Annotated in this window: 19 protein-coding genes and 1 riboswitch; of the genes, 10 read left to right on the forward strand and 9 right to left on the reverse strand. The window is 71.0% G+C overall.

Features of this window, described 5'->3' with window-relative positions; all coding sequences use genetic code 11:
- The first annotated feature begins 2 nt into the window (after positions 1 to 2).
- From PGH47_RS24955 to recQ, 3 genes are all read left to right on the forward strand, one after another.
- Complete coding sequence (locus PGH47_RS24955; protein ID WP_271665301.1) at positions 3 to 1574, forward strand: NADH-quinone oxidoreductase subunit M; 1572 nt, start codon at positions 3 to 5, stop codon at positions 1572 to 1574.
- Complete coding sequence (gene nuoN / locus PGH47_RS24960) at positions 1571 to 3220, forward strand: NADH-quinone oxidoreductase subunit NuoN (protein WP_271665302.1); 1650 nt, start codon at positions 1571 to 1573, stop codon at positions 3218 to 3220. Before PGH47_RS24955 ends, nuoN begins: the two co-directional genes overlap by 4 nt.
- A 166-nt stretch (positions 3221 to 3386) precedes the next feature.
- Positions 3387 to 5411, forward strand: a complete 2025-nt coding sequence (gene recQ / locus PGH47_RS24965) for a DNA helicase RecQ (protein ID WP_271668143.1) — start codon at positions 3387 to 3389, stop codon at positions 5409 to 5411.
- A gap of 34 nt (positions 5412 to 5445) precedes the next feature.
- Here the strand turns inward: recQ and PGH47_RS24970 are convergent, their stop codons facing one another.
- Both PGH47_RS24970 and fahA read right to left on the reverse strand, forming a co-directional pair.
- Complete coding sequence (locus PGH47_RS24970; protein WP_271665303.1) at positions 5446 to 6384, reverse strand: M56 family metallopeptidase; 939 nt, start codon at positions 6382 to 6384, stop codon at positions 5446 to 5448.
- Positions 6385 to 6756: 372 nt separating this feature from the next.
- Positions 6757 to 7977 (reverse strand): fumarylacetoacetase, encoded by a 1221-nt coding sequence (fahA, locus tag PGH47_RS24975; protein ID WP_271665304.1) that lies wholly within the window; start codon positions 7975 to 7977, stop codon positions 6757 to 6759.
- 308 nt (positions 7978 to 8285) lie between these two features.
- Here fahA and PGH47_RS24980 point away from each other — a divergent pair, with 308 nt between their 5' ends.
- Positions 8286 to 9116: an HAD family hydrolase gene (locus PGH47_RS24980; protein WP_271665305.1), complete on the forward strand. Its 831-nt coding sequence runs from the start codon at positions 8286 to 8288 to the stop codon at positions 9114 to 9116.
- 52 nt (positions 9117 to 9168) lie between these two features.
- Here the strand turns inward: PGH47_RS24980 and PGH47_RS24985 are convergent, their stop codons facing one another.
- On the reverse strand, positions 9169 to 9897 hold the full coding sequence (locus tag PGH47_RS24985; RefSeq protein WP_271665306.1) for a LysM peptidoglycan-binding domain-containing protein: 729 nt from the start codon (positions 9895 to 9897) through the stop codon (positions 9169 to 9171).
- 5 nt (positions 9898 to 9902) lie between these two features.
- Positions 9903 to 10071: riboswitch (cyclic di-AMP (ydaO/yuaA leader) on the reverse strand.
- Positions 10072 to 10888: 817 nt separating this feature from the next.
- Between PGH47_RS24985 and PGH47_RS24990 the strand changes: the two genes are divergently transcribed.
- The 5 genes from PGH47_RS24990 to PGH47_RS25010 all read left to right on the forward strand — a co-directional run bounded on the left by PGH47_RS24990 (position 10889) and on the right by PGH47_RS25010 (position 16662).
- Entirely contained in the window at positions 10889 to 11899 is a 1011-nt protein-coding gene (locus PGH47_RS24990) for a polyprenyl synthetase family protein (protein WP_271665307.1), read from the forward strand.
- 140 nt (positions 11900 to 12039) lie between these two features.
- Positions 12040 to 13056 carry a CHRD domain-containing protein gene (locus PGH47_RS24995; RefSeq protein ID WP_271665308.1) on the forward strand — a complete coding sequence of 339 codons (1017 nt, stop codon included), beginning with the start codon at positions 12040 to 12042 and terminating at the stop codon, positions 13054 to 13056.
- Between the two features lie 307 nt (positions 13057 to 13363).
- Positions 13364 to 14638, forward strand: a complete 1275-nt coding sequence (locus tag PGH47_RS25000; RefSeq protein WP_271665309.1) for a LolA family protein — start codon at positions 13364 to 13366, stop codon at positions 14636 to 14638.
- A gap of 52 nt (positions 14639 to 14690) precedes the next feature.
- Positions 14691 to 15773, forward strand: coding sequence for an ABC transporter ATP-binding protein (locus PGH47_RS25005; protein WP_271665310.1), 1083 nt, complete (start codon positions 14691 to 14693; stop codon positions 15771 to 15773).
- Positions 15760 to 16662, forward strand: a complete 903-nt coding sequence (locus PGH47_RS25010; protein ID WP_030959134.1) for an ABC transporter permease — start codon at positions 15760 to 15762, stop codon at positions 16660 to 16662. The genes PGH47_RS25005 and PGH47_RS25010 overlap by 14 nt, the downstream gene beginning before the upstream one ends.
- Before the next feature lie 48 nt (positions 16663 to 16710).
- On the opposite strand, the gene PGH47_RS25015 is transcribed toward PGH47_RS25010, so the two are convergent.
- From PGH47_RS25015 to PGH47_RS25025, 3 genes are all read right to left on the reverse strand, one after another.
- Complete coding sequence (locus PGH47_RS25015; protein ID WP_214335292.1) at positions 16711 to 17295, reverse strand: flavodoxin family protein; 585 nt, start codon at positions 17293 to 17295, stop codon at positions 16711 to 16713.
- Positions 17296 to 17441: 146 nt separating this feature from the next.
- Entirely contained in the window at positions 17442 to 18713 is a 1272-nt protein-coding gene (locus PGH47_RS25020) for an amidase (protein WP_271665311.1), read from the reverse strand.
- 152 nt (positions 18714 to 18865) lie between these two features.
- On the reverse strand, positions 18866 to 19387 hold the full coding sequence (locus PGH47_RS25025) for a DUF6668 family protein (RefSeq protein ID WP_271665312.1): 522 nt from the start codon (positions 19385 to 19387) through the stop codon (positions 18866 to 18868).
- A 270-nt stretch (positions 19388 to 19657) separates the two neighbouring features.
- Between PGH47_RS25025 and PGH47_RS25030 the strand changes: the two genes are divergently transcribed.
- The gene (locus PGH47_RS25030) at positions 19658 to 21157 is read left to right on the forward strand and encodes a tetratricopeptide repeat protein (protein WP_271665313.1); all 1500 of its coding nucleotides are present in this window, start codon (positions 19658 to 19660) and stop codon (positions 21155 to 21157) included.
- A gap of 33 nt (positions 21158 to 21190) precedes the next feature.
- Here PGH47_RS25030 and PGH47_RS25035 read toward each other — a convergent pair whose 3' ends face one another.
- From PGH47_RS25035 to rarD, 3 genes are all read right to left on the reverse strand, one after another.
- Positions 21191 to 22138, reverse strand: coding sequence for a M28 family metallopeptidase (locus PGH47_RS25035; RefSeq protein ID WP_107904197.1), 948 nt, complete (start codon positions 22136 to 22138; stop codon positions 21191 to 21193).
- A 146-nt stretch (positions 22139 to 22284) separates the two neighbouring features.
- Entirely contained in the window at positions 22285 to 22761 is a 477-nt protein-coding gene (locus PGH47_RS25040) for a VOC family protein (protein WP_271665314.1), read from the reverse strand.
- Positions 22762 to 22919: 158 nt separating this feature from the next.
- Positions 22920 to 23873: an EamA family transporter RarD gene (rarD, locus tag PGH47_RS25045; protein WP_271665315.1), complete on the reverse strand. Its 954-nt coding sequence runs from the start codon at positions 23871 to 23873 to the stop codon at positions 22920 to 22922.
- Between the last annotated feature and the right edge of the window lie 112 nt (positions 23874 to 23985).

Raw genomic sequence — 23985 nt, forward strand, 5'->3', positions numbered from 1 at the left:
CGATGTCCTTTCCTCTGCTGACAGCCACGGCGGTGCTCCCGGCGATCGGGGCGATCGCCACGGCCGCCGTACCGGCCGCGCAGCGCACCGCCGCCAAATGGCTGGCGCTGCTCGTCTCGCTCGGCACACTCGCCCTCGCGATCACCGTCCTGGTCCGCTTCGACCCGGGCGGCGACCGTTATCAGCTCACCGAATCCCACTCCTGGATCGCGGACTTCGGGGTCCGCTACGAACTCGGCGTGGACGGCATCGCGGTCGCGCTGATCGCGCTGACGGCGCTGCTGATCCCGTTCATCATCCTCGCGGGCTGGCACGACGCCGACCCGCTGGAGACCGGCAGCAAGCGGTGGCGGCCGACCCAGGGCTTCTTCGCCCTGATCCTGGCCGTCGAGGCGATGGTGATCATCTCCTTCGAGGCCACCGACGTCTTCCTCTTCTACATCTTCTTCGAAGCCATGCTGATCCCGATGTACTTCCTCATCGGCGGCTTCGGGGACCGTGCCCACGAGCACGGCGAGAAGGTGGCCTCCACCCAACGGTCGTACGCGGCCGTGAAGTTCCTGCTCTACAACCTGGTCGGCGGTCTGATCATGCTGGCCGCGGTGATCGGCCTGTACGTGGTCGCCGGGAACTTCAGCCTCCAGCAGATCGCCGAGGCCCGTGCCAACGGCACGCTCGACATGGCGACCAACACCGAACGCTGGCTGTTCCTCGGCTTCTTCTTCGCCTTCGCGGTGAAGGCGCCGCTGTGGCCGCTGCACACCTGGCTGCCGAACGCGATGGGGGAGGCCACCGCACCGGTAGCCGTCCTCATCACCGCGGTCGTCGACAAGGTCGGCACCTTCGCGATGCTCCGCTTCTGCCTCCAACTGTTCCCCGAGGCCAGCAAGTGGGCGACGCCCGCGATCCTCGTCCTGGCGCTGATCAGCATCGTCTACGGGGCGCTGCTCGCGGTCGGCCAGCGGGACATGAAGCGCCTGATCGCGTACGCGTCGATCTCGCACTTCGGCTTCATCATCATGGGCATCTTCGCGATGACCAGCCAGGGCCAGTCCGGCGCGACGCTCTACATGGTCAACCACGGGATCTCGACGGCCGCGCTGATGCTGGTGGCCGGCTTCCTGATCTCCCGGCGCGGCTCGCGGCTCATCGCCGACTACGGCGGTGTGCAGAAGGTCGCCCCGGTGCTCGCCGGCACGTTCCTGATCGGCGGCCTGGCGACACTGTCGCTGCCGGGCCTGGCACCGTTCGTGAGTGAGTTCCTGGTCCTGGTCGGCACGTTCACGCGCTACCCGGTGATCGGCATCATCGCCACCTTCGGCATCGTGCTCGCCGCGCTCTACGTCCTCGTCCTCTACCAGCGGACGATGACGGGCCCGGTGAAGCCGGAGGTCTCCGCGATGCCCGACCTCAGGGTCCGTGAACTCGTGGTCGTCGCCCCGCTGGTCGCCCTGCTGCTCTTCCTGGGCGTCTACCCGAAGCCCCTGACGGACATCGTCAACCCGGCGGTCCAGCAGACCATGTCCGACGTACACAAGAAGGATCCTCAGCCCGAGGTGGAGGCGGCCAAGTGAGCACATCTGCCGTCCACAGCCTGTGGACAACCGCGGCCGAACCGATCTCGAAGATCGACACGCCGAAGATCGAGTACGGGCAGCTGTCGCCCGTCCTGATCATTGTCGGCGCGGCGGTCGTCGGCGTGCTGATCGAGGCGGCCGTACCGCGCAAGACGCGTTACTACGCCCAGGTGTTCGTCGCCGTCGTGGCGCTCGTCGCAGCCTTTGCCGCGGTCGTGGCGCTGGCGGCCGGCGGATACGCCACGACCAAGTCGGGCATCGCCGCGATGGGCGCGATCGCCGTCGACGGACCCGCCCTGTTCCTCCAGGGCACGATCCTGCTGGCGGGCCTGGTCGGCCTGTTCACCTTCGCCGAACGGCGGCTCGATCCGGAGGCGCACGGCAACCGGGTCGACTCCTTCGCCGCGCAGGCCGCGTCCGTGCCGGGCAGCGACAGCGAGAAGGCCGCGGTCAAGGCCGGGTTCACCACCACCGAGGTGTTCCCGCTGCTGATGTTCGCCGTCGCGGGCATGCTGGTCTTCCCGGCGGCCAACGACCTGCTGACGCTGTTCATCGCCCTGGAAGTGCTCTCGCTCCCGCTGTACCTGATGTGCGCGCTGGCCCGGCGCAAGCGGCTGATGTCGCAGGAGGCCGCGGTCAAGTACTTCCTGCTGGGAGCCTTCGCCTCCGCGTTCACGCTGTTCGGCATCGCCATGCTGTACGGGTACGCGGGCTCCGTGTCGTACGCGACGATCGCGCAGGTCGTCGACGGCACTGTGCCGGACGTCAACCCGGCGCTCGCGGACACCATGGGCAACGACGCACTGCTGCTCATCGGCTCCGCGATGATCGTGATGGGCCTGCTGTTCAAGGTGGGCGCGGTCCCGTTCCACATGTGGACGCCCGACGTCTACCAGGGTGCGCCCACGCCGGTGACCGGGTTCATGGCGGCGGCCACCAAGGTGGCGGCGTTCGGCGCGCTGCTGAGGCTCCTGTACGTCGTCCTGCCCGGCCTGCGCTGGGACTGGCGGCCGGTCATGTGGGCCGTGGCGATCGTCACGATGCTGGGCGGCGCGATCATCGCGATCACGCAGACCGACATCAAGCGACTGCTGGCGTACTCGTCGATCGCGCACGCGGGGTTCATCCTCGCGGGTGTCATCGCGACCACGCCGGACGGGGTGTCGTCCGTCCTCTTCTACCTGGCCGCGTACTCGTTCGTGACGATCGGCGCGTTCGCGGTGGTCACGCTGGTGCGCGACGCCGGCGGTGAGGCCACGCACCTGTCCAACTGGGCCGGTCTGGGCCGACGTTCACCGCTGGTCGCGGCCGTGTTCGCGGTGTTCCTGCTGGCCTTCGCCGGTATCCCGCTGACCTCCGGGTTCGCCGGGAAGTTCGCCGTGTTCAAGGCGGCGGCGGAAGGCGGGGCGGCTCCGCTGGTCGTGGTCGGTGTGATCTCGTCCGCGATCGCGGCGTTCTTCTACATCCGCGTGATCGTCCTGATGTTCTTCAGCGAGCCGCGGCCCGAGGGCCCGACGGTCGCCGTTCCGTCGCCGCTGACGATGACGGCGATCGGCGTCGGTGTCGCGGTCACGCTGGTCCTGGGTGTGGCGCCGCAGTACTTCCTGGACCTGGCGAACCAGGCGAGCGTGTTCGTGCGCTGACGCGACGGCCTCGTGCATCACGGCGGCGGCCCGGCATCCCTTGCGAGGGGTGCTGGGCCGCATTCGTGTCGAGGTGGGTGCGAGCCTGTGGATAACTCCGGCGCTGTCGGTCCTGGCCCCTATCGTGGAGGCAGTGGTCGAGGGACGACGTACGGGGGACATGGCGATGGGCGCGACGGGTGGGATCAGGGAGATGCCAGGGGTGACCGAGACGGCGCAGACCGGCGGCAGTGAGGCGCTGGCCACGCTGCACCGGGTCTTCGGATACGAAGCCTTCCGCGGCGAGCAGGAAGCCGTCATCGAACATGTGGTGGCGGGCGGCGACGCGGTCGTGCTCATGCCGACCGGTGGCGGAAAATCCCTCTGCTACCAGATCCCGTCCCTGGTCAGACCCGGTACGGGCGTGGTCGTCTCCCCGCTCATCGCACTCATGCAGGACCAGGTGGACGCGCTGCGGGCGCTGGGCGTGCGCGCCGGGTTCATCAACTCCACGCTGGACTTCGACGAGCGCCGGGTGGTCGAGGCGGAGTTCCTGGCGGGCGAGCTCGACCTGCTCTACCTCGCACCGGAGCGGCTGCGCCTCGACGCGACGCTGGAGCTGCTCTCCCGCGGCAAGATCTCGGTGTTCGCCATCGACGAGGCGCACTGCGTCTCCCAGTGGGGCCACGACTTCCGGCCCGACTATCTGTCCCTGTCGCTGCTCGGCGAGCGCTGGCCGGACGTCCCGAGGGTCGCGCTCACGGCGACGGCCACCCGGGCCACCCACCAGGAGATCACCCAGCGCCTGAACATGCCGACCGCCCGGCACTTCGTGGCGAGCTTCGACCGGCCGAACATCCAGTACCGGATCGTGCCGAAGGCCGACCCGAAGAAGCAGCTGCTGAGCTTCCTCAAGGACGAGCACGCGGGCGACGCGGGCATCGTGTACTGCCTGTCCCGCAAGTCGGTGGAGGCCACGGCCGAATTCCTGGCCCGCAACGGCATCGAGGCGGTGCCGTACCACGCGGGCCTCGACGGCGGCACGCGCGCGGCGCACCAGTCCCGGTTCCTACGGGAGGACGGCCTGGTCGTGGTCGCGACCATCGCCTTCGGAATGGGCATCGACAAGCCGGACGTCCGCTTCGTCGCCCACCTCGACCTGCCCAAGTCGGTCGAGGGCTACTACCAGGAGACCGGCCGCGCCGGCCGTGACGGCCTCCCCTCCACGGCCTGGATGGCCTACGGCCTCAACGACGTCATCCAGCAGCGCAAGCTGATCAACTCGGGTGAGGGCGACGAGGCCTTCCGGCGCCGGGCCGCCTCCCACCTCGACGCGATGCTGGCGCTGTGCGAGACGGCCCAGTGCAGGCGCGGCCAGCTGCTCGCCTACTTCGGCCAGGACGCCGAGCCGGTGGGCTGCGGCAACTGCGACACCTGTGTCACCCCGCCGGAGACCTGGGACGGCACGGTCGCGGCGCAGAAGGTGCTGTCGACGGTGGTGCGGCTGCAGCGCGAGCGCGGCCAGAAGTTCGGGGCGGTGCAGATCGTCGACATCCTGCTGGGACGGCGCACCGCCAAGGTGATCCAGTTCGATCACGACCAGCTGTCCGTGTTCGGCATCGGCGAGGACCTCGGCGAGGGCGAATGGCGCGGCGTCGTACGGCAGTTGCTGGCGCAGGGGCTGCTCGCCGTCGAGGGGGAGTACGGGACGCTCGTGCTGACCGAGGCCAGCGGGTCGGTGCTGCGGCGCGAGCGGGAGGTGCCGCTGCGGAAGGAACCGAAGAAGCCGGCGACCTCGCGGTCGGGGTCGGGTTCCGGCGCGCGCGGGGAGAAGAAGGCGAAGGCCGCGGCGGCCGAACTGCCTCAGGAGCTGGTGCCGGCCTTCGAGGCGCTGCGTGCCTGGCGTGCCGAGCAGGCCCGGGAGCAGGGGGTCCCGGCGTACGTCATCTTCCATGACGCCACACTGCGGGAGATCGTGACCGTGTGGCCCGCCTCCGTGCGGGAGCTGGGGAGCATCAGCGGGGTCGGCGAGAAGAAGCTGGCCACGTACGGCGAGGGCGTGCTCGAGGTGCTGGTCTCGGAGCGGGGTGAGCCCGGGGCCGGGGCTGGGGCCGGTTCAGGGGCGGCGTCCAGCGCGGCTCCTGCGGCGGGGCACGGGATGGACGACTGGCCCGAGATGGAGATGGAGCCGGAGCCGGAGGACTGGGCCTAGGGAGGGTCGGGGACTCGATGGTCCGGCACCCCGGTCACGTCAGTGCCGTCAGCCCGGGTGCGAACGTGATCAACAGTGGGAGCAGGGGGATCAGCGCCGCCAGCGTCGTCGTGAGCGCGCGGTCGCGGCGGCCCAGACGGGGCGGGGGCTGGAGGAGGCGGTCGACGCGTTCGCCCAGGAGGCGGTGGGTGGACGCGCAGGACAGGACGCCCCGGTGCTGGTTGAGCTCGATCAGGGCCAGGGCCGTCGTCAGGTGACCGCAGCGGCGGGACGCCGTGTCGTCGGCGGCCAGTTCGACCAGGCGGTGGGTCTGGTCGCAGAAGTGGGCGAACAACGGGATGCGGGGGAATCCGGTGGCGAGCGCGGTGGAGAGGTGCAGCAGCCAGTCGTGGCGGGCGCGGGCATGGCCCCGTTCGTGGGTGAGGACGGCGTCGAGCTGGTGGTCGGTCAGGCGGTGCAGGGCACCGGTGGTGACGATGAGCTGGGCCGGGCTGCCCGGCATCCACCAGGCGTCCGGGTACTCGTCCTCCAGCACCAGCAGCGGACCGCGCGCCGAGCCCAGGCCCGCGGGCAGGTCGGGGGCGCGTTCGCGCAGGTGGGCCCTGGCCACGCCACGCCTGCGGCGGGCCTCGACGGTCTCGCGGGCCAGCATCGCGGTCGTCCAGGCGGCACCGCAGGCCAGCAGCAGGGTCAGGGCGGCGGCCCAGGCGGGCGCGGCCGAGAGGTCGTACGCCTCCGTCACCGACGGCGGAGCCGGAGCGAAGAGCTGGGCGCGCACGGTGCCGAAGACGGCGGCCGTGCCCAGGGACAGCGCCGTCAGACAGCACAGCAGGACCGTGGCGACCAGGCACTGCCACACCCAGAGCGCGACCACGGGTTCCCGTTCGGGCCAGTTGGCCCGGGTCAGTGCTCGGGGGACGGGTACGGCGGCCGTCAGGGCGACGATGCTCAACAGGAGCATGCAGACGGTCATGCCTTGGTCTCCGGATCCTGGACAGGAAGATGAGCGGGCGGCCGTGCGTGGCGGTGGGCCGCGAACGCCGGACACGGCTCGCATCCCACCGCCAGTCAGTATGCCGGTGACGGTCGACGGAGTCAGGGGGAAGGACGCGCCGAATGCGCGGCCCGGACGACCGTCCGGCCGGGGCGCCGGTGCCGTCGCCGCGGACGCGAAACGCCTTGCGGAATCAGCGAGTTGGCCCCGACCTCGACAGGCGAGTGGACCCCGACGTCGGCTTCGGCCCCGACACCGGCCGCCGTCCCGGTGCCGGCCCCGCTCCCGGTCCGGGCTGCCCTTCCGGTGCCGGCCTCGCTCCCGGTCCGGGCCGCCCTCCCCGCCTCGCCGTCACCCCGCCGCGATGCGCCCCGTGACCTCGCCCAGTCCCACCCGGACCCCGCCGGGCCCCGGTGCCCAGGCGGACAGTGTCACCACGTCGCCGTCCTCCAGGAACGTCCGCTTGCCGTCGGGAAGTTCGAGCGGGTCGCGGCCGTTCCAGGTCAGCTCCAGCAGTGAGCCGCGCTCGCCTTCAGTCGGGCCGCTGACCGTGCCGGAGCCGTACAGGTCGCCGGTGCGCAGCGAGGCGCCGTTCACCGTCATATGGGCGAGCTGCTGGGCGGCGGTCCAGTACATGCTGGAGAAGGGCGGCTCGGAGATCACGTGGCCGTTGACGGCCACCGAGATACGCAGGTCGTAGCCGCCGGGTTCGGTCTCGGAGCCGGAGTCGTCCAGGTACGGCAGCAGGGGGTGGGTGCGCCGTGGCGGTGCCACCCGCGCGTCGTCCAGGGCGTCCAGCGGGGTGATCCACGCCGACACCGACGTGGTGAAGGACTTGCCGAGGAAGGGGCCGAGGGGGACGTATTCCCAGGCCTGGATGTCGCGTGCCGACCAGTCGTTGAGCAGGCACAGGCCGAAGACGTGCTCCCGGTAGTCGCCCAGCGCCACCGGCTCGCCCATCCGCGACGGCTTGCCGACCACGAAGCCGACCTCGGCCTCGATGTCGAGCCGGATCGACGGGCCGAAGACCGGCGCCGGATCGGTGGGGGCCTTGCGCTGGCCCGACGGGCGTACGACATCCGTGCCGGACACGACCACGGTGCCGGAGCGGCCGTGGTAACCGATCGGCAGGTGCTTCCAGTTGGGGGTGAGGGAGTCCTCGGCGTCGGGGCGGAAGATCTGGCCGACGTTCCGGGCGTGGTTCTCGGAGGCGTAGAAGTCGACGTAGTCGGCGACCTCGAAGGGGAGGTGCAGGGTCACCGAGGACAGAGGGTGGAAGAGGTCGCGGACGACCTCCTGGTGCGCGGGCACGGTCACCCATGCCGTCAGTGCGCGCCGTACGTCCGACCAGGTGGTGCGGCCGGCGGCGAGCAGCGGGTTCAGGGAGTCCTGGGCGAGCAGCGGGGCGTAGGGCGAGCCGAGGGCCTGGGCGGCCCTGCCCGCGTCGAGGACGTGATCGCCGAGCCGGACGCCGACCCGTCGTGCGGAGTCCGAGCCGGGGAGGGAGAAGACACCGTACGGAAGGTTGTGCGTGCCGAAGGGGTCGCCCTCGGGGAGATCGAAGGGGGGCATGGGGTGCTGCCTCACTCTCATACGCTCCGTATGCCATGTGGTCGGTCGGGCCACACGTTACGTGTGAGCCGCCTGCCTTGGGCAGTGCGAAAACCCGCGTCGCGGGGACCGGTGGCACGGCGGCTCGTCGCCCCCGGCGGCGCCCCGGGCCTACGGCGCGGCCACGTCGGAGTGAAATCACAGAGGCAGGAAGGCAGTTGTGCGCGCAATAGCACAAATGGAACCGGAACAGGTGTCAACACATGTGAACCCAGCAGCCGTCCGGTTCAGGTCGAGTCGATGGGGCTTCCTGTCCGTATTCTCTGATCATGGCCCCACCCATCGCATATTCACTCATCGCCACTGACCTGGACGGGACGCTGCTCCGCGGTGACGACACGCTGTCCGACCGGACCCTCGACGCGCTCGGGCGGGTGGTGGCGGCCGGTGCTCAACACCTCGTCGTCACGGGGCGGCCGGCGCCCAGAGTGCGGCCGCTGCTCGACATCCTGGGCAGTACGGGGCTCGCGGTGTGCGGGCAGGGCGCGCAGCTGTACGACGCCGGCGCGGATCGTCTGCTGTGGTCCGTGACGCTGGACCGGGAGCTGGCGGAGACCGCGCTCGGCAAGATCGAGGCCGAGGTGGGGCAGGTGTACGCGGCCGTCGACCAGGACGGCGTCGACGGGCTCACGCTCATCGAGCCGGGGTATCTGATGCCGCACCCCACGCTGCCCGCCGTACGCGTCAGGCGCCGCGAGGACCTGTGGTGCGAGCCGATCAGCAAGGTGCTGCTGCGCCACCCGACTCTGTCGGACGACGAGTTGGCGGCGACGGCGCGTGCGGTGGTCGGTTCGCTGGCGACGGTCACCATGTCGGGGCCCGGCACCGTCGAACTCCAGCCATGCGGCATCACCAAGGCGACCGGACTCGCGCTCGCCGCCGAGCATCTGGGCCTCGGTCCGCGCGAGACGATCGCCTTCGGGGACATGCCCAACGACATCCCCATGTTCGACTGGGCCGCCCGTGGGGTCGCGATGGCCAATGCGCACCCCGAACTCAAGGCGGTCGCCGACGAGATCACGGCCTCGAACGAGGACGACGGCATCGCCGTCGTCCTGGAGAGACTGTTCGCGGACACCCTGGCGCATATCGCCCGGTAAGGGGCGATATGCGCCGATGGGTGGCCAGCCGCTCCTAGTGGGGCCGCTGCTCCTAGTAGGGCCCGTTCACGTTGTCGATCGAGCCGTAGCGGTCGGCCGCGTAGTTGCACGCGGCCACGATGTTCGCGACCGGGTCGTAGGGGTCGTACACGGTCCCCGGCACGTGGTAGGCCGCGAAGGTCGGGTCGATGACCTGGAGGAGGCCCTTGGACGGGGTGCCGGCCACGGCGTTGGAGTCCCAGTTGTTGATGGCCAGCGGGTTGCCGGACGACTCACGCATGATGTTGCGGTGAATGCCCTCGTACGAACCGGGGATTCCGTTCTGTCCCATGATGTCCAGGGCGTTGCGGATCCAGCCGTCGAGGTTGTCCGGGAACGTCTTCACGGAGGACTGGGTGGCCTGGGCGACGGAGGACTTCTTGGCGGGCGCGGCGGCCTTGGAGGCCGTCCTGCTCGGCGTGCTGACCTTCTTGGTCGCCCGGACCTTCAGGTCGGTGCCGGGGTGGATCAGCCGGGGGTTGTCGCCGATGGCCTTGCGGTTGTCCTTGTAGAGCTGCTTCCAGCCGCCCTGGGCGTCGTAGCGGTCGGCGATGCCGTAGAGCGTGTCGCCCTTCTTGGTGGTGTACGCGACGGAGCCGACCTTCGCCGTGGCGGGCTCGGCGGCGGTTGCGGTGGTCGCGCCCAGGAGGGGGAGGGCGAGAGCGGCGGTGCCGGTTCCGGCGATGACGGCACGGCGGGTGAGCGGGGTGGTGCGGGGGCGGCGGTGCTTGCCTCGGGGCATGGCGCTGTTCCTCTCCGACGCCTGCGAGGTGAGCTGTCGGGTTCGGGCGGGAGATGCCCGGCCGGGCCACCGTGCGGCAGCGCGACTTCACCCCTAGCCGGGCCGGCGCGCCATGAAGGCGTCCGATCCGGCGGCTTACCTGGGTCCCCCGCTCCTGCCGTGCGTTTGTGAGTTGCGTGGGTGGATGACTCGGGCGGCGGCAGGATTAGGCGTCCGCCCGACGAGCGGGAACGTATGCGAGAGCACATGCCCGGAACAAGTGTCGTCGTCACCTGTAGTGCAGTTTGACCTTGGTCTGAGGTGAATGGGGCACTTGATCCTTTGCGGTTGTTAACCCTCAACTTGCTTTCGGTGCAAGGCGGGAAGAGGCGTCGCAGGAGGGGCGTGTCGACGGGCGTGAGTGACCCAACTCACTGGCAGGCGCAAGAGCGGCAAATCGGGCAATGGCTCCAACTCGCCTTTATCCGGCTGTCCGTGGAGTCCGTTTTTCCCGTGTCAGACGGAAAAGCACTCCTTCGCCCTGCGTGGGGACCGCCTCGCGATGATCTTTGTTCCGTCCAACGTGCTTGCGCACAAGGGGAGTTCTGTCGCGCCATGGCCAACGCTTCCGGGTGCGCATGTCGACCCTGAGGGTGGAACCTCGCGTGCGGTGCGAGTCGTTGTCATGGCAGTCCCCCGTCGGGCCGACGGGGGTGTGATCGGTGAGCCGGCCGTCGACGAGGGAGGTCAGGTGGGTGAGGGCGGCCGGGACGGCCGAGGCGGCGGCGGGGCCGGTTCGGGACACGGGTCGCTACTTCCGTATAAGTCGATCGATATCCGGCCTTATCAGGTGATCAAAAACATACCGGCCGTGATCCGATACCGCCCGTGGTGGACGGGTGGGCGGCAGCGGTGATCGAAACCTGACCGGATACGCTGACTTGAGTGATGGCAGCGACCTATCGACAAACCGTGTAACAGCCAGTGGACACCAGCAGACAGGAGACCCCTCGTGACCGTCGTCGGGCCGTTCGGGCTGAGCGTGCGGGACCAGGCTCTGGAAGCCGATGTCCAGGCCGGATTGGCGGCTGTCGAGGAGGGATTGCTCGAAGCCACCAAGAGTGAGGTCCCCTTCATCACCGAGGCCGCCCAGCATCTGGTGCGGGCGGGTGGGAAGCGGTTCCGGCCGCTGCTCGTGATGCTCGCGGCCCAGTTCGGGGACCCGTACGCGCCGGGGGTCGTCCCCTCGGCCGTCGTCGTCGAGCTCACCCATCTGGCGACGCTGTACCACGACGACGTGATGGACGAGGCGGCCGTGCGGCGCGGGGTCGACAGCGCGAACGCCCGCTGGGGGAACTCCGTCGCCGTACTGACCGGCGACTTCCTCTTCGCGCGGGCCTCGCACATCCTCGCCGACCTCGGGCCCGAGGCGGTCCGGGTGCAGGCCGAGGCGTTCGAGCGGCTGGTCACCGGGCAGATCCTGGAGACGGCGGGGCCGCAGGACGGGCGTGACCCCGTGGAGCACTATCTGGACGTGCTCAGCGGGAAGACCGGGTCGCTGGTGGCGGTCTCGTGCCGGTTCGGGGCGATGATGTCGGGCGCCGACGAGACGGTTGTCGACGTGCTGACCCAGTACGGGGAGCGGCTGGGCGTCGCCTTCCAGCTGGCGGACGACGTGCTGGACATCGCGAGCGACTCGCACGAGTCCGGCAAGACGCCGGGCACGGATCTGCGCGAGGGCATTGCGACCATGCCGGTGCTGCGGCTCCAGGAGCGCGCCGCGCGGCTGGGGCTGGCCGAGGACATCGCCCTGTGTGAGCTGCTGGAGTCCGACCTGAGCGACGACGCGCGGCTGGCGGAGGCGCTTGCCGGGCTCCGCGAGCACCCGGCGCTGGAGCAGGCGCGACGGGACACCGTCAGGTACGCGGAGGAGGCGCGGGCCGCGCTGGCGCCGCTGCCGGACATGGACGCGAAGGCCGCGCTGATGGAGCTGTGCGACGCGGTGGTGCACCGGGCGGGCTGAGGATCGGCCACCCCGACTCAGTGCGTGACGCACGTCACATGTCTGGACTGAGTCCAAACTAAGATCCGCTCCGTATGAATGCCCAGAAGCTGACGCAGGGGGCGTCAGCTGCATTACGGGGAGAAAACAGAATCATGGGCATGAAGACGACGTTCTCGAAGCGCCGTAACAGCCTGATCGTCACCGCCGTCGCGGTGGCCGCCGCCGGTGGTGTCGCCGCCGCGGTGATTCCCGCCTTCGCCGCCGGAGGTGACCGCGCCGACCACGCGGGCCACGCCGGAAGCGACACGCAGGGGATCGTGAACCAGAGCGGGACCGCCGGGGGCATCGGCGGCAGCGGGGGCACGGTCCTCGCGGCCTCCCTCCGCGGGGCCAACGAGGTGCCCGTCGAGGGCGGGCCCGCCGTCGGGGACAAGGACGGCGCCGCTCTGGAGTTCGTGAAGGTCAAGGGCGACAAGGTGTCCGTCGCCGTCACCTGGCGCGGCACCGGCCGGCCGACCGCCCTCCACATCCACCAGGGTGCCAGGGGCACCAACGGCGGCATCAAGGTCGACTTCGGCGGCCTGCTCGGCAAGAGCAAGGGGCACAGCGTCACCGGCACCGTCGAGGTGAAGGACCCCGCCCTGCTCAACGCCCTCAAGAACGACCCGAGTTCCTTCTACGCCAACCTCCACACGGCCGAGTTCCCGGGCGGCGCGGTACGGGGGCAGCTCCACAAGGTCACCGTCGCCGGGTTCGACTTCCGCGACGCGCTCGACAACTTCCAGGCGTCCGTCGTCAAGGGCAAGCAGATCTACGAGTGCAAGCCGGCCGAGGGCGGCGGGTACGCGTTCGCCCAGCGGGACGTCGGCGCCGTGCTCGGCGGCCGTATCGCGCACTCCTTCGTGGCACCCAACTCCGGTACGCCGCAGTGGATCGCACGGGACGGCAGCGCGGTGACGGGGGCCGTCATCTCCCGGACCCCGAACGGCGAGAAGAACATCCCCGAGCTCGACCTGAAGGCCACTCAGTCCGGCAGGCACCACGGCCTGCTGGCCGACACCGCCGAGATCCTGCGGCTGAACACCGTCGGCGGCGTGGCACCGGCCGGCTCCTGCACGCCCGGCACGATCGTCGGTGTGCCGTACAAGGCGGACTACGTGTTCATCAACGGCTGATCGGCGGCCGCGGCGGCCTGAACGACCGTCCGGCGCGGCGCGCACCCGGCGGCGTTCTCCCCGTCGACCCCTACGGGTCGGGGGAGGCGCCGCCTCCGTGTGTCATACCGCAGGTGTACACGGAGTTGGCTCCGGAGGCTGACGAATCTCCCTGGCCGATTTGGTCAGATGGAGACCACGGAAAACACCACTCCTCACCGATTCGGGTGAGAATGGCGGCTACGGGGTGGGCGAGTGCGGGGTCACAGGACTCGCGAGCGAGGGAACGAGACGGACAGCCGCCGCCGACGACGGAGGTAAGGCACACATGGCACCGTACGAATCCGAGGACAGCACGACCGCAGGGGAGGCCGACGACCTGCGCGCGGGGCGTCGCAAGGCCGCGCGGTACGTCGTTCCGGTCGCGGTCGTGGGAATCGCGGCGGCGACCATCGGGCTCGTCCCGGCGATCGCCGACTCCGGCGACCCCGATCTGCCGGACGTCACCGCGCAGCAACTCATCGAGAAGATCGCGAAGTCGGACGTGGAGCAGCTGTCCGGCACCTTCAAGATCACCACCGACCTGGGTCTGCCCGACCTCGGCGGACTGGGGGCCGGCTTCGCCTCCGGCGCCATGGCCTCCGGCTCGGGTGACGGATCGTCCGCCGACCCCTCGGCCAAGCTGACCGAGCTGGCGTCCGGCACGCACACCCTGCGCCTCGCCGTGGACGGCGACGACAAGCAGAAGCTCTCCCTGCTGGAGAACGCCTCCGAGTACAGCCTCATCCACAACGGCAAGGACATCTGGGGCTACGACAGCAAGTCCAACGAGGTCTTCCACGGCACCGCCGACGAGGCGCAGGCGGACAAGGGCAAGGGCAAGTCCGAAGAGGTCCCCGCCACGCCGAAGGAGTTCACCGAGGAGGCCCTGAAGGCGGTCGACGACACCACGTCCGTCACCGTCGACGGCACCGCGCAGGTCGCGGGCCGGGACGCCTACCGACTGGTCATCAAGCCGAAGCAGTCCGGGAGCACGGTCGGCGCGATCAGCGTGGCCGTGGACGCCGAGACCGGCATGCCGCTGAAGTTCACGCTGACCCCGTCGAGCGGCGGCGCGGCCGTGATCGACGCCGGCTTCACCCAGGTCAGCTTCGCCAAGCCCGCCGCCTCCACCTTCGACTTCACCCCGCCCAAGGGTGCGACGGTCACCGAGGAGGGCGAGCTGGACAAGGCGGCCCGCGAGCACGGCGGCGCCAAGTCCGAGGACGAGCTGGGCAAGGGCCTCGAGAAGGAGTTCGGCGGTCCGCTCACCGGAGGCGCGCTGGGCAAGGGCGCCGAGGGCGGCCCCGAGGTCATCGGCGAGGGCTGGAACTCCGTGGCCGTCTTCGACACCGGCGGCGAGGGCGTGCCGTCCGGCAGCGACATCGGCGGCGACATGGGTGGCTTCCTGGACTCCCTGGGCGACAAGGTCACCGGTAAGTTCGGCTCGGGCACCGTCTTCAAGACGCGCCTGATCAACGCCCTTGTCACGGACGACGGCAAGGTCTACGTCGGCGCCGTCACCAAGGACGCGCTCGTGAAGGCGGCCGACTCGGGCAAGTAGCCCACCGCCGACCGCCCCACCCGCACCACGAACCGAGGAGCCCGAGGCGCCGATGGAGGAACCGCCCGCCGGGAAGACGGCCGAGGCCGACCGGAGCCGGCAGGCCGCCGAGGCCGACCGGAGTCGGCAGGCCGACGAGGCCGCGCGCGCCGGTCGGCCCGCGGCGCCCGGTGACGGCGGTCGGTCCGAGGCGCCCGGCGATGGCAGTGCCGTGATTGCCACCCACGGCCTCACCAAGCGCTACCGCGGTGGACAGCTCGCCGTGGACGGTCTCGATCTATCCGTCCCGGCGGGCAGTGTCTTCGGCTTCCTCGGTCCGAACGGCTCGGGCAAGACCACCACCATCCGCATGCTGATGGGCCTGATCGAGCCCACCTCCGGTACCGCGCGCGTGCTCGGGCAGCCCATGCCCCGGGCCGCGCGCGCCGTGCTGCCGCACGTCGGCGCGCTCATCGAGGGACCCGCTCTGTACGGCTTCCTCTCCGGCCGCGACAACCTTCTGCGCTACGACGCCGCCGACCCCACCGCCGATCCCCGCACCCGGCGCGCCCGCGTCACGGCCGCGCTGGACCGGGTGGGCCTGACGGCCGCCGCCGGCAAGAAGGCCAAGGCGTACTCGCTCGGCATGAAGCAGCGGCTCGGGCTCGCGGCCGCGCTGCTCCAGCCGCGCAGGCTCCTCGTCCTCGACGAGCCGACCAACGGCCTCGACCCGCAGGGCATGCGCGAAATCCGTTCGCTGATCCGGGAGCTGGCCTCCGACGGCACGACCGTCTTCCTCTCCTCCCACCTCCTCGACGAGATCGAGCAGGTCTGCACCCACGCCGCCGTGATGGCCCAGGGAAGGCTGATCACCCAGGGCGCGGTGGCGGAGCTGGCGGCGGGGACACGCGGCCGGCTCGTCGTGACCACCCCCGACACCGGGGACGCGGCCCGGGTGCTCAAGGAGCAGGGTGCCGGCGATGTCGTCATCACCGACGACCGGGTGACCGCCGAGCCCCCGGACCGTGATCTCGCGGACGTCAACGCGGCGCTGGTGAGGGCCGGGGTCCGCGTCCGCGGCTTCGGCGTCGAACGGGCCTCCCTGGAGGACGCGTTCGTGGCACTGACGGGGGAGGGGTTCGATGTCGCGGGCTGACGTCGTCGAGCAGGGCGGCGCGATCGGAGCGGACCGGAAGCCCAGCCCCCTGTGGACCTTCGGTCTCTTCCGCAGCGAACTCGTCACGACCTTCCGGCGCTGGCGCACCCTCGCGCTGCTCGCCGTCCTGGCGGCCGTGCCGATCCTGGTCGGTATCGCCGTGAAGATCGAGACCGGCGACGGCTCGTCCGCGGGCGGTGGACCCGAGGGCGGTGGCGGTCCGGCGTTCATCTCCCAGATCACCAACAACGGCCTGTTCCTGGTCTTCACGGCACTCGCCGCGACGCTCCCCTTCTTCCTGCCGATGGCGATCGGCGTCATCGCGGGCGACGCGATCGCGGGCGAGGCGAACGCCGGCACCCTCCGCTATCTCCTCGTCGCCCCCGCCGGCCGCACCCGCCTGCTGCTCACCAAGTACGCGACCACGATGACGTTCTGCCTGGTGGCCACCCTGGTGGTCGCGGTCTCGGCGCTCACGGTCGGCGCGTTGCTTTTCCCGCTCGGCGATCTGACGACCATCTCCGGCACCCGGATCAGCTTCGGCGAGGGCCTGGCCAGAGCCCTGCTGATCGCCCTGGTCGTCGCCGCGTCACTGATCGGCGTGGCGGCGCTCGGTCTGTTCGTCTCGACGCTGACCAACAGCGGCATCGCGGCGATGGCGACGACGGTGGGCCTGCTGATCACCGTGCAGATCCTCGACCAGATCCCCCAGCTCCACGCGCTCCAGCCGTACTTCTTCTCGCACTACTGGCTGTCCTTCGCCGACCTCATGCGCGAGCCCGTCTACTGGGACGACCTGGTGAAGAACCTCGGTCTCCAGGGCCTCTACGCGGCGGTGTTCGGCTCGGCGGCGTGGGCGAGATTCACAGCGAAGGACATCACGGCGTAGGGCATTACGGCGTAGGAGATCATGGCGTAGGACATCACGGCGTAGCGCTCAGTCGGTCTCGTACGGGAACCGCGCGAGCGGCGCGTCCTGCGCGAAGAACGTCTTCGCGCGGGCCAGGGCCTCGGCGTCGCCGAGCACGTCACCGGGCTTGCTGCCGTTGCCGAGCAGCACTCCGCCGAAGCGCATCCTCAGGTACGCGGCGGAGTTGCTGAGCGTCCCGACCAGCGGGTCGGCGACCTCCTGCTCCTCGTGCGCGAGCGCCGTGACCCCCCACAGGGTGCGTCCGGCCATGGTCGCCTTGAAGTCCACGCCGGGGGTGCGCAGCCAGCCCGACCAGTAGTCGAGGTAGCGCTTGACGTGGGCGGACACCGAGTACCAGTACAGCGGCGAGACGATCACGACGTCCGTCGCCGCGAGCGTGGCGTCGAGCAGCAGCGCCACGTTGCCCCGGGTCGGGCGCACATGGTCGCTGTCGTGCCGCAGGTCCTCGAAGTCGGGCAACGGATGCGCGGCCAGGTCGATCCACTGCTGCTCGACACCCTCGGGCAGCTGCTCGGCGGCCCTGCGGGCCAGGAGCTCGGTGTTGCCGTCGGAACGGCTGCTGCCGAGGACGAACAGGAAGCGGCGGGTCATGGTTCCCCCAAACAGTCGGCCTTCACAGGGGGCCGGATGGTCGGCGTACGACAACTAATCGCATGTGCATTATATGCGTACGCATTTAGATGTCCAGGGGGATCCTGAGGGATCCAGGGGCATGGGGATCCAGGAGGGCGCTGTGCTCACCAGGGCCCGAGGTGGCCCTCGGCTACGCCGGCGACTTCGAGCAGCAGTTCCTCTTCGCCGTGCGCCGCCACCAGTTGGAGTCCGACGGGGCAGCCGTCCGGCCCGAACCCCGCAGGGATGCTGATCGCCGGATGCCCGCTCAGGTTGAACGCCCAGGTGAGCGCGGTGGAGTAGCGCTCGCCTGGACCCTCGTGACCGTGCGGCGGGGTGGGCGCGGTGGGCGTCAGCAGCAGCCGGGTGCCGGCGAAGAGGTCGGCCAGCCGACTGTCGTTCGCGGCCCGGATGCGATGGACCTCGGCGGTGGGCCCCGCGCCGGGCGTCCGCAGGGCCAGCCATGCCGGAGCCGGGTCGTGGAGGCGGAGGGGGGTGCGCGGGCGCGTCAGCCGTAGCGCCCCGGCCTCGGCGAGCCGGAGGGCGGCGGTGTGGGCGACGACGACGACGTCCGGGTCGGGAGAGTCGAAGCCGAGGTCGGGGGACCATACGGCGGTCGGCCGATCGCCGGAGGCAGAGGCAGAGGCAGAGGCAGAGGCGGATACGGACACGGATACGGATACGGACATGGACCCGGATGCAGCGCTGGCCCCGGCCCCCGCTGTCGTGGCGTTGCCTGACATCACCCGCCAGTACGCCGCCGCATCCCCCACCCGTCGTGTCAGCACCCCCGGCACCATGAGCCCGGTGCGGTCGCTCGACGGCAGTCGCCCGTTACCGACCTTGAGTCCGACGACGCCGCACCACGCCGCCGGGATCCGTACCGAGCCGGCACCGTCGTTCCCGGTCGCGAGCGGCACAAGGCCCGCCGCCACCGCCACCGCGGAACCGGCCGAGGAGCCGCCGGGTGTGCGGTCGTGGCGCCAGGGGTTGACCGTGGGGCCGTGCCGGCCGAGTCCCCAGGTCTGCCAGACGGTTCCCGGCCCCGGAACCGACGTCGCCCCCACCGCGACACATCCCGCTTCGAGCAACGGGCCCGCCGTCCCGAGCCCCCGCCGCCCCTTGACCCCGATCGGTACGCCGGCCAGCGGCAACCGCTCACCCGCCTCGACCCGCGCGTCCACCTCACCGGCCCGCCGAAGGGCGTCGTCGGCCCACACCTCGATGAAGGCGGACAGGACCGGGTCGGCCCGCTCGACGCGGTCGAGGGCCTCCGCGACGACGTCGACCGCGCGCAGGGTCCGCGAACGCACGGCGGAGGCGATCTCCTCGGCCGAGAGGGAGGCGGGCGTGGCGGGAGAGGGGTCCGCGTCGCGGTGGTCAGGTGTACGCGTCATGCAGTGATTGTCCGGGCGACGGAGTGGGCCTCCGCGCTATGACAGGTGTTCACCAGTACTCACGGACGGCCGACGCTCCCCCGACCCGACCCGACCCGACCCGACCCGACCCGACCCGACCCGACGACCCGACCCGACGACCCGACCCGACCTCACCGAGCCCGCCCGGTGAGCCGCGCCAGCGCGTCCGCCTCCCGCGGCGGCTGCCCGCTCAGATCGCCGAGCCGCCAGGCCGGCACCCACGGCACCCGGTAGACGTCGATCACCGACTCGATCACCTTGACCCGCTCGGCGAGCGGTCGCGGCAGACGCCCCGGCGCGTCCGCGACCAGGACGACCGCGTCGAGGTCGAGCCCGTGCGGCGCCTCCCCGCGCCGGAAGACCTCCAAGGCGTTCAGCACGGCGGTCAGCCCGGCCGCGTGGGTGCGGGCCACGAGCAGTATCGACGGCGGATCGGCGGGGCCGGGCCAGCCGCGTCCGCAGTCGTGGCCGCCGTAGACCGAGGCGAGCGTCGACACACCGGCCCCGCCGCACACACCGACCCAGGAGAAACGCCGGGGTCGGAAGGCGCCGGGGGAGGGCGGAGGTTCCTCCGGGAGGGCCACCGGCCCGCGGATCCAGATCTCCGGCCCCGGCTGCGGCCGGCCCTGCTGCACGCGCATGTCAGTCCGCATGCCCGTACTCCTCCCTCGTCACGCCATCGATCTTCGAGCCGGGCATGAGAACGCTGTGACGTGGCACAAGCTCCTGGAACGAGTCTGTGACGTCACGGTGACGTCCGTACCGTGCGCGGCCGGAGAGACTCGAGATTACGTGTACGACGTGTCCGACCTGTACAACCGGACCTGGACGCCGGGGAAGCGGAACCCGACGGCGAGAGGGAGCACCATGGAACCCGAACGCGCCGTCCGCGCACTCCCCGACGCATGCGAGTGAGGGAAGCGATGCCTCGACTGAGCCGCGCGAAGAAGCGGGAACAGAAACACGCCGCCGCGGCCCAGGTGGCCGCGCCGATCGATGTGCACGTCCCCGTCGCCGGTCCGGGCGCGGGCGGCGCGTCCATCGGCGGCGTCCCCGTCATGGCGGCCCCGGGCGAGGAGATCCAGCACGTAGTCCTGGCCCACCTCCAGCGCATCGCCCGCGCCGGCGGCCACCCCGTGCACGCCACCGTCCACGACGAGCGCATCGGCTACGTCGTCCCGCTGCTGGTCGAGGAGGACGGCTCCAGCCGCTTCACCGCCGAGCCCGTACGCACCGGTCCGCCCGCCGCACAGGCCATCGCCGTGGCGCCTGCGACGGAGCGGCCCGCGCTGCCCGCCCCTCCGCCGAGCGCCGACCCAACGCCGACGCCGGGCGGGGCCGGGGCACCGGCGCCAAGCGCCGAACCGCACCACGACAAGCCCACCCATGTCCTACGACCGCTGCCGGGCCCGTCGCAGGACGCCTCGCCCTCGCCCACCTACCGGCTGCGCGCCCTGCCCGAGCCGGCGCGGGACGCCGCACCGGGCACGGTCGCCCCGCCGCTCGGGGAGTTCGGGCCGCCGCCGGTCATGGGCGCACCCGTGGAGGCACCCCTGGGCGCACCCGTACACGCGCCGCTGGACACACCCGTAGACGCACCTGTGGATGCGCCCGGCAAGGCACCGTCGGACGCATCCGCGAGCGGCCCCATGGACGCACCCCTGAACCCGACGCAGACGCCGACGCCGACGCCGGGGCCAAGGCCGGAACCGGTCGGCGCGCCGCCGCAGCCCTCCACCCGCATCCCCGTCTCGGATCCGACCCCCTTGCCGGTCCCGACCCCGGCCGCCAAGCCGGCCCCCGGTCCCGACCCGCACCCTCGCCCCCACCCTCACTCCCACGTTGTTCCCGACCCCGCCTCGGACCCCGACCCCAAGCCGGCTCCGCCCCGCGGCTTCGACGCGGTCGCCGAGGCCGTTCTCGGGGATCCGCCGGCCGATGCCACGGCCGACGCCTCCCCTTTCGCCGTACCGATGGCGCGGATCAACGACGCCGTGGCGGCGGGACGCACGGCGGAGGCGGCGGAGCTCGCGGAGCGGACCGTGGCGGAGGCGTCGGCGGTGCTCGGACCGCAGCACGCCGAGGTGCTGCGGATCCGCGAACTCGGCGCCTACATCGCCTACTTGGCGGGCGAACCGGAGCGCGCCTTCGCGCTCGCCCTCGACGTGGCGCGCAGGCGTCACAGCGCGCGTGACGCGGAGGCGGCGTACGGCAGTCTGCACGGCGCGGCCACGGCCTGGCGCGCCGTGCGGGACCCGGCCCAGGGACTGCACATGGGCCGGGACCTGCTCGGGCTGTGGGACGAGCTCACGGCCGAGGGCGGTCCGGCCGCCGACGACGTCGAGGAGTTGGAGGCGGCCCGTGCCCGCATGGACCGCCTCGCTGCCCGAGCCGCCAAGTCGGCCGAACCGCCCACCGGCTGACCGTTCGCTGTCCGATGCCGGTGACCCGGCGTACTACTCCGACAGCTCCCACACCGCGTACGCGACGGCGTCGCTGTTGCGGTCGAGGGCGGTGTCGTTGATGTTGGACGTCGTGTCGCAGGACGAGTGGTAGCAGCGGTCGAAGGACTGCCCGGCCGTACCGCCCCACTTGGTCACCTGTGCCGCGGTCTTCGTGCGGCTCGCGCCCGTGAACAGGCCGCCCACCGGCACGCCGGCGCTCTTGAACGGCGCGTGGTCGGAGCGGCCGTCGCCCTCGGTCTCGATCTCGGTCGCGACGCCGAGGCCGGCGTAGTAGTCCTTGAAGGTCTTCTCGATCGCGGGGTCGTCGTCGTAGACGAAGTAGCCCGGGTTGGGTGAGCCGATCATGTCGAAGTTCAGATAGCCGCTGATCTTCGCCCGGTTCGCGGAGGAGAGGTTGTTGACGTAGTAGCGGGAGCCGACGAGCCCCAGCTCCTCCGCGCCCCACCAGGCGAACCGCAGATGCTTGGTGGGGTGGTAGCCGGCCCGTGACACGGCGAGCGCGGTCTCCAGGACCGCCGCCGAGCCGGAGCCGTTGTCGTTGATGCCGGGGCCGGAGGTGACGCTGTCGAGGTGGGAGCCGGCCATGACGACCTGGTTGGCGTCGCCGCCGGGCCAGTCGGCGATCAGGTTGTAGCCGGTGCGGCCGGAGGACGTGAACTGCTGGATGGCCGTGGTGTACCCGGCGGCGTCCAGCTTGGCCTTCACGTAGTCGAGGGATGCCTTGTAGCCGGGGCGGCCGTGGGCGCGGTTGCCGCCGTTGGCGGTGGCGATGGACTGGAACTGGGTGAGATGGGCCTTGACGCCGGCCACGGGGATGTCGGGGGCGGCGGCCAGGGCCTCGGCTCTGGGCGCCGCGCCGGCTATGGATCCGCTGGTCAGGAGGGTGGCGGCGGCGACGGCGACAGCCGCCGACGTGCGCCAGGAGACGGAGAGTTTCATGGTGGGGGGCTCCGAATTCCTTGGGGAATCGCAGGGATTCCTCAGTGAATGGGGTGCCTGGATGGTGAGGGTGAGCCTGACTCTCCGTCAAGAGCGCTATTCGGACGGGATGTTCGTATAGGGAAAACCCTGAGTCCGACGCGGGCTCAGTGCACGCAGAACTCGTTGCCCTCCGGGTCCGCCATCACCACCCACGCCCCGGACGGTTCCCGCACCTGCCGCAGCACGCTCGCTCCCAGCCCTTCCAGCCGCTCGACCTCGCCCTCACGCTCCCCGGCCGCCGTGTGCACATCGAGATGCAGCCGGTTCTTGACGGTCTTCTCCTCGGGAACGCGCTGGAACAGCAGCCGCCGTCCCAGCCCGGTGCCGCTGTCCTTGTCGTAGGGGTCGTCGGGATGCCGTACGGCCACCAGGTCCCGGAATGCGAGCCGGGCGTGGAACTCGACGACGGCCTCGCGCGGCAGCGCGCCGAGCTCCAGCAGCCGGTCGATCAGGGCGTTGTTGTCCTCGACCTCGTAGTGCAGCACGGCGGCCCAGAAGTCGGCCTGGGACTGGGGGTTGGCGCAGTCGATGACGAGCTTCCAGTGCAGGGGCGCCGGCGCGGTCGCGGGTTCCTTTGTCATGCGACCACTCAATGGGGGCGGGGGAGCGGGGCGCAACAGGAATCGCCGGTCGGTGCCCGGCATGCTCGCGTGGCCGGGCTCTCTTTCAGCCCGTCCGGCGTTTGAGGACGAGGCCCGTTCAGGGCCGAAGCGGGGGTCTGGGGGCGGCAGCCCCCAGATCAGGCGTCCACCACGGCCGACTTCGGCTTCTCGACCCGCGGCACCCTGAACCCGGCGCTCCTCAAGCGCCGCGCCGCGCGCCACGCGTCCGCCGTGAGCAGCGTCAACGCCAGCCACACCAGCGCGAACCCGGCCCACCGCTCGGCGGGCATGGCCTCGTGGAAGTAGACGACGCCGATCAGGAACTGGAAGACCGGCGCCAGGTACTGAAGCAGCCCCAGCGTCGACAGCGGCACCCGGATCGCCGCCGCGCCGAAGCAGACCAGCGGCAGCGCGGTCACAGCACCGGCGGCCGCGAGCAGCGACGCGTGCCCGAAGCCCTCCGTGGTGAACGTCGACTTCCCCTGCGCCGTCAGCCAGATCAGGTACCCGAGCGCGGGCAGGAACTGGATCGCGGTCTCGGCGGCCAGCGACTCCACGCCACCGAGATTGACCTTCTTCTTCACGAGCCCGTAGGTGGCGAAGGAGAAGGCGAGGACGAGGGAGATCCACGGCGGCCGTCCGTACCCGACGGTCAGCACGATCACCGCGCTGAGGCCGACGCCGACCGCCGCCCACTGCACGGGCCGCAGCCGTTCCTTCAGCAGCAGCACACCCATGGCGATGGTGACGAGCGGATTGATGAAGTACCCGAGCGAGGCCTCGACGACATGGCCCGAGTTCACGGACCAGATGTAGACGCCCCAGTTGACGGTGATCACGGCCGCGGCCACGGCGACCAGCGCGAGCCGCCGCGGCTGGCGGATCAGCTCACCGGCCCAGGCCCAGCGCCGTACGACGAGGAGTACGGCCGTCACGAAGACGAGGGACCAGGCCATCCGATGGGCGAGGATCTCGACCGACCCGGCGGGTTCCAGCAGCGGCCAGAACAGCGGGAACAGCCCCCAGATCCCGTAGGCCGCGAAGCCGTTCAGCAGACCTATGTGCCGCTCGCCCTTGGACTTCCCGGTCACGGCCCCTCCTTCGTGCCCTCACGTGGCCGCGTCCCTACGTCGGCCCGCACGAAGGTAACGCCGAAAGCCCCCGCGTGTCATGCCCGTATCGCCATACGGTCATGACACGCGG

The organism is Streptomyces sp. HUAS 31, assembly GCF_028198125.1.
In the GTDB taxonomy this organism is placed as follows: Bacteria; Actinomycetota; Actinomycetes; order Streptomycetales; family Streptomycetaceae; genus Streptomyces; species Streptomyces chartreusis.

What these genes read in the sequence shown, in the direction of transcription:
- PGH47_RS25035 (WP_107904197.1), bottom strand. Translation starts at nt 22,138, where the DNA reads ATGAAACTCTCCGTCTCCTGGCGCACGTCGGCGGCTGTCGCCGTCGCC.
- fahA (WP_271665304.1), bottom strand. Translation starts at nt 7,977, where the DNA reads ATGCCCCCCTTCGATCTCCCCGAGGGCGACCCCTTCGGCACGCACAAC.
- PGH47_RS25030 (WP_271665313.1), top strand. Translation starts at nt 19,658, where the DNA reads ATGCCTCGACTGAGCCGCGCGAAGAAGCGGGAACAGAAACACGCCGCC.
- recQ (WP_271668143.1), top strand. Translation starts at nt 3,387, where the DNA reads ATGGGCGCGACGGGTGGGATCAGGGAGATGCCAGGGGTGACCGAGACG.
- PGH47_RS25005 (WP_271665310.1), top strand. Translation starts at nt 14,691, where the DNA reads ATGGAGGAACCGCCCGCCGGGAAGACGGCCGAGGCCGACCGGAGCCGG.
- PGH47_RS25040 (WP_271665314.1), bottom strand. Translation starts at nt 22,761, where the DNA reads ATGACAAAGGAACCCGCGACCGCGCCGGCGCCCCTGCACTGGAAGCTC.
- PGH47_RS24985 (WP_271665306.1), bottom strand. Translation starts at nt 9,897, where the DNA reads ATGCCCCGAGGCAAGCACCGCCGCCCCCGCACCACCCCGCTCACCCGC.
- PGH47_RS24980 (WP_271665305.1), top strand. Translation starts at nt 8,286, where the DNA reads ATGGCCCCACCCATCGCATATTCACTCATCGCCACTGACCTGGACGGG.
- PGH47_RS24995 (WP_271665308.1), top strand. Translation starts at nt 12,040, where the DNA reads ATGAAGACGACGTTCTCGAAGCGCCGTAACAGCCTGATCGTCACCGCC.
- PGH47_RS25000 (WP_271665309.1), top strand. Translation starts at nt 13,364, where the DNA reads ATGGCACCGTACGAATCCGAGGACAGCACGACCGCAGGGGAGGCCGAC.
- PGH47_RS25015 (WP_214335292.1), bottom strand. Translation starts at nt 17,295, where the DNA reads ATGACCCGCCGCTTCCTGTTCGTCCTCGGCAGCAGCCGTTCCGACGGC.
- PGH47_RS24970 (WP_271665303.1), bottom strand. Translation starts at nt 6,384, where the DNA reads ATGACCGTCTGCATGCTCCTGTTGAGCATCGTCGCCCTGACGGCCGCC.
- PGH47_RS24955 (WP_271665301.1), top strand. Translation starts at nt 3, where the DNA reads ATGTCCTTTCCTCTGCTGACAGCCACGGCGGTGCTCCCGGCGATCGGG.
- PGH47_RS25025 (WP_271665312.1), bottom strand. Translation starts at nt 19,387, where the DNA reads ATGCGGACTGACATGCGCGTGCAGCAGGGCCGGCCGCAGCCGGGGCCG.
- PGH47_RS25020 (WP_271665311.1), bottom strand. Translation starts at nt 18,713, where the DNA reads ATGACGCGTACACCTGACCACCGCGACGCGGACCCCTCTCCCGCCACG.
- PGH47_RS25010 (WP_030959134.1), top strand. Translation starts at nt 15,760, where the DNA reads ATGTCGCGGGCTGACGTCGTCGAGCAGGGCGGCGCGATCGGAGCGGAC.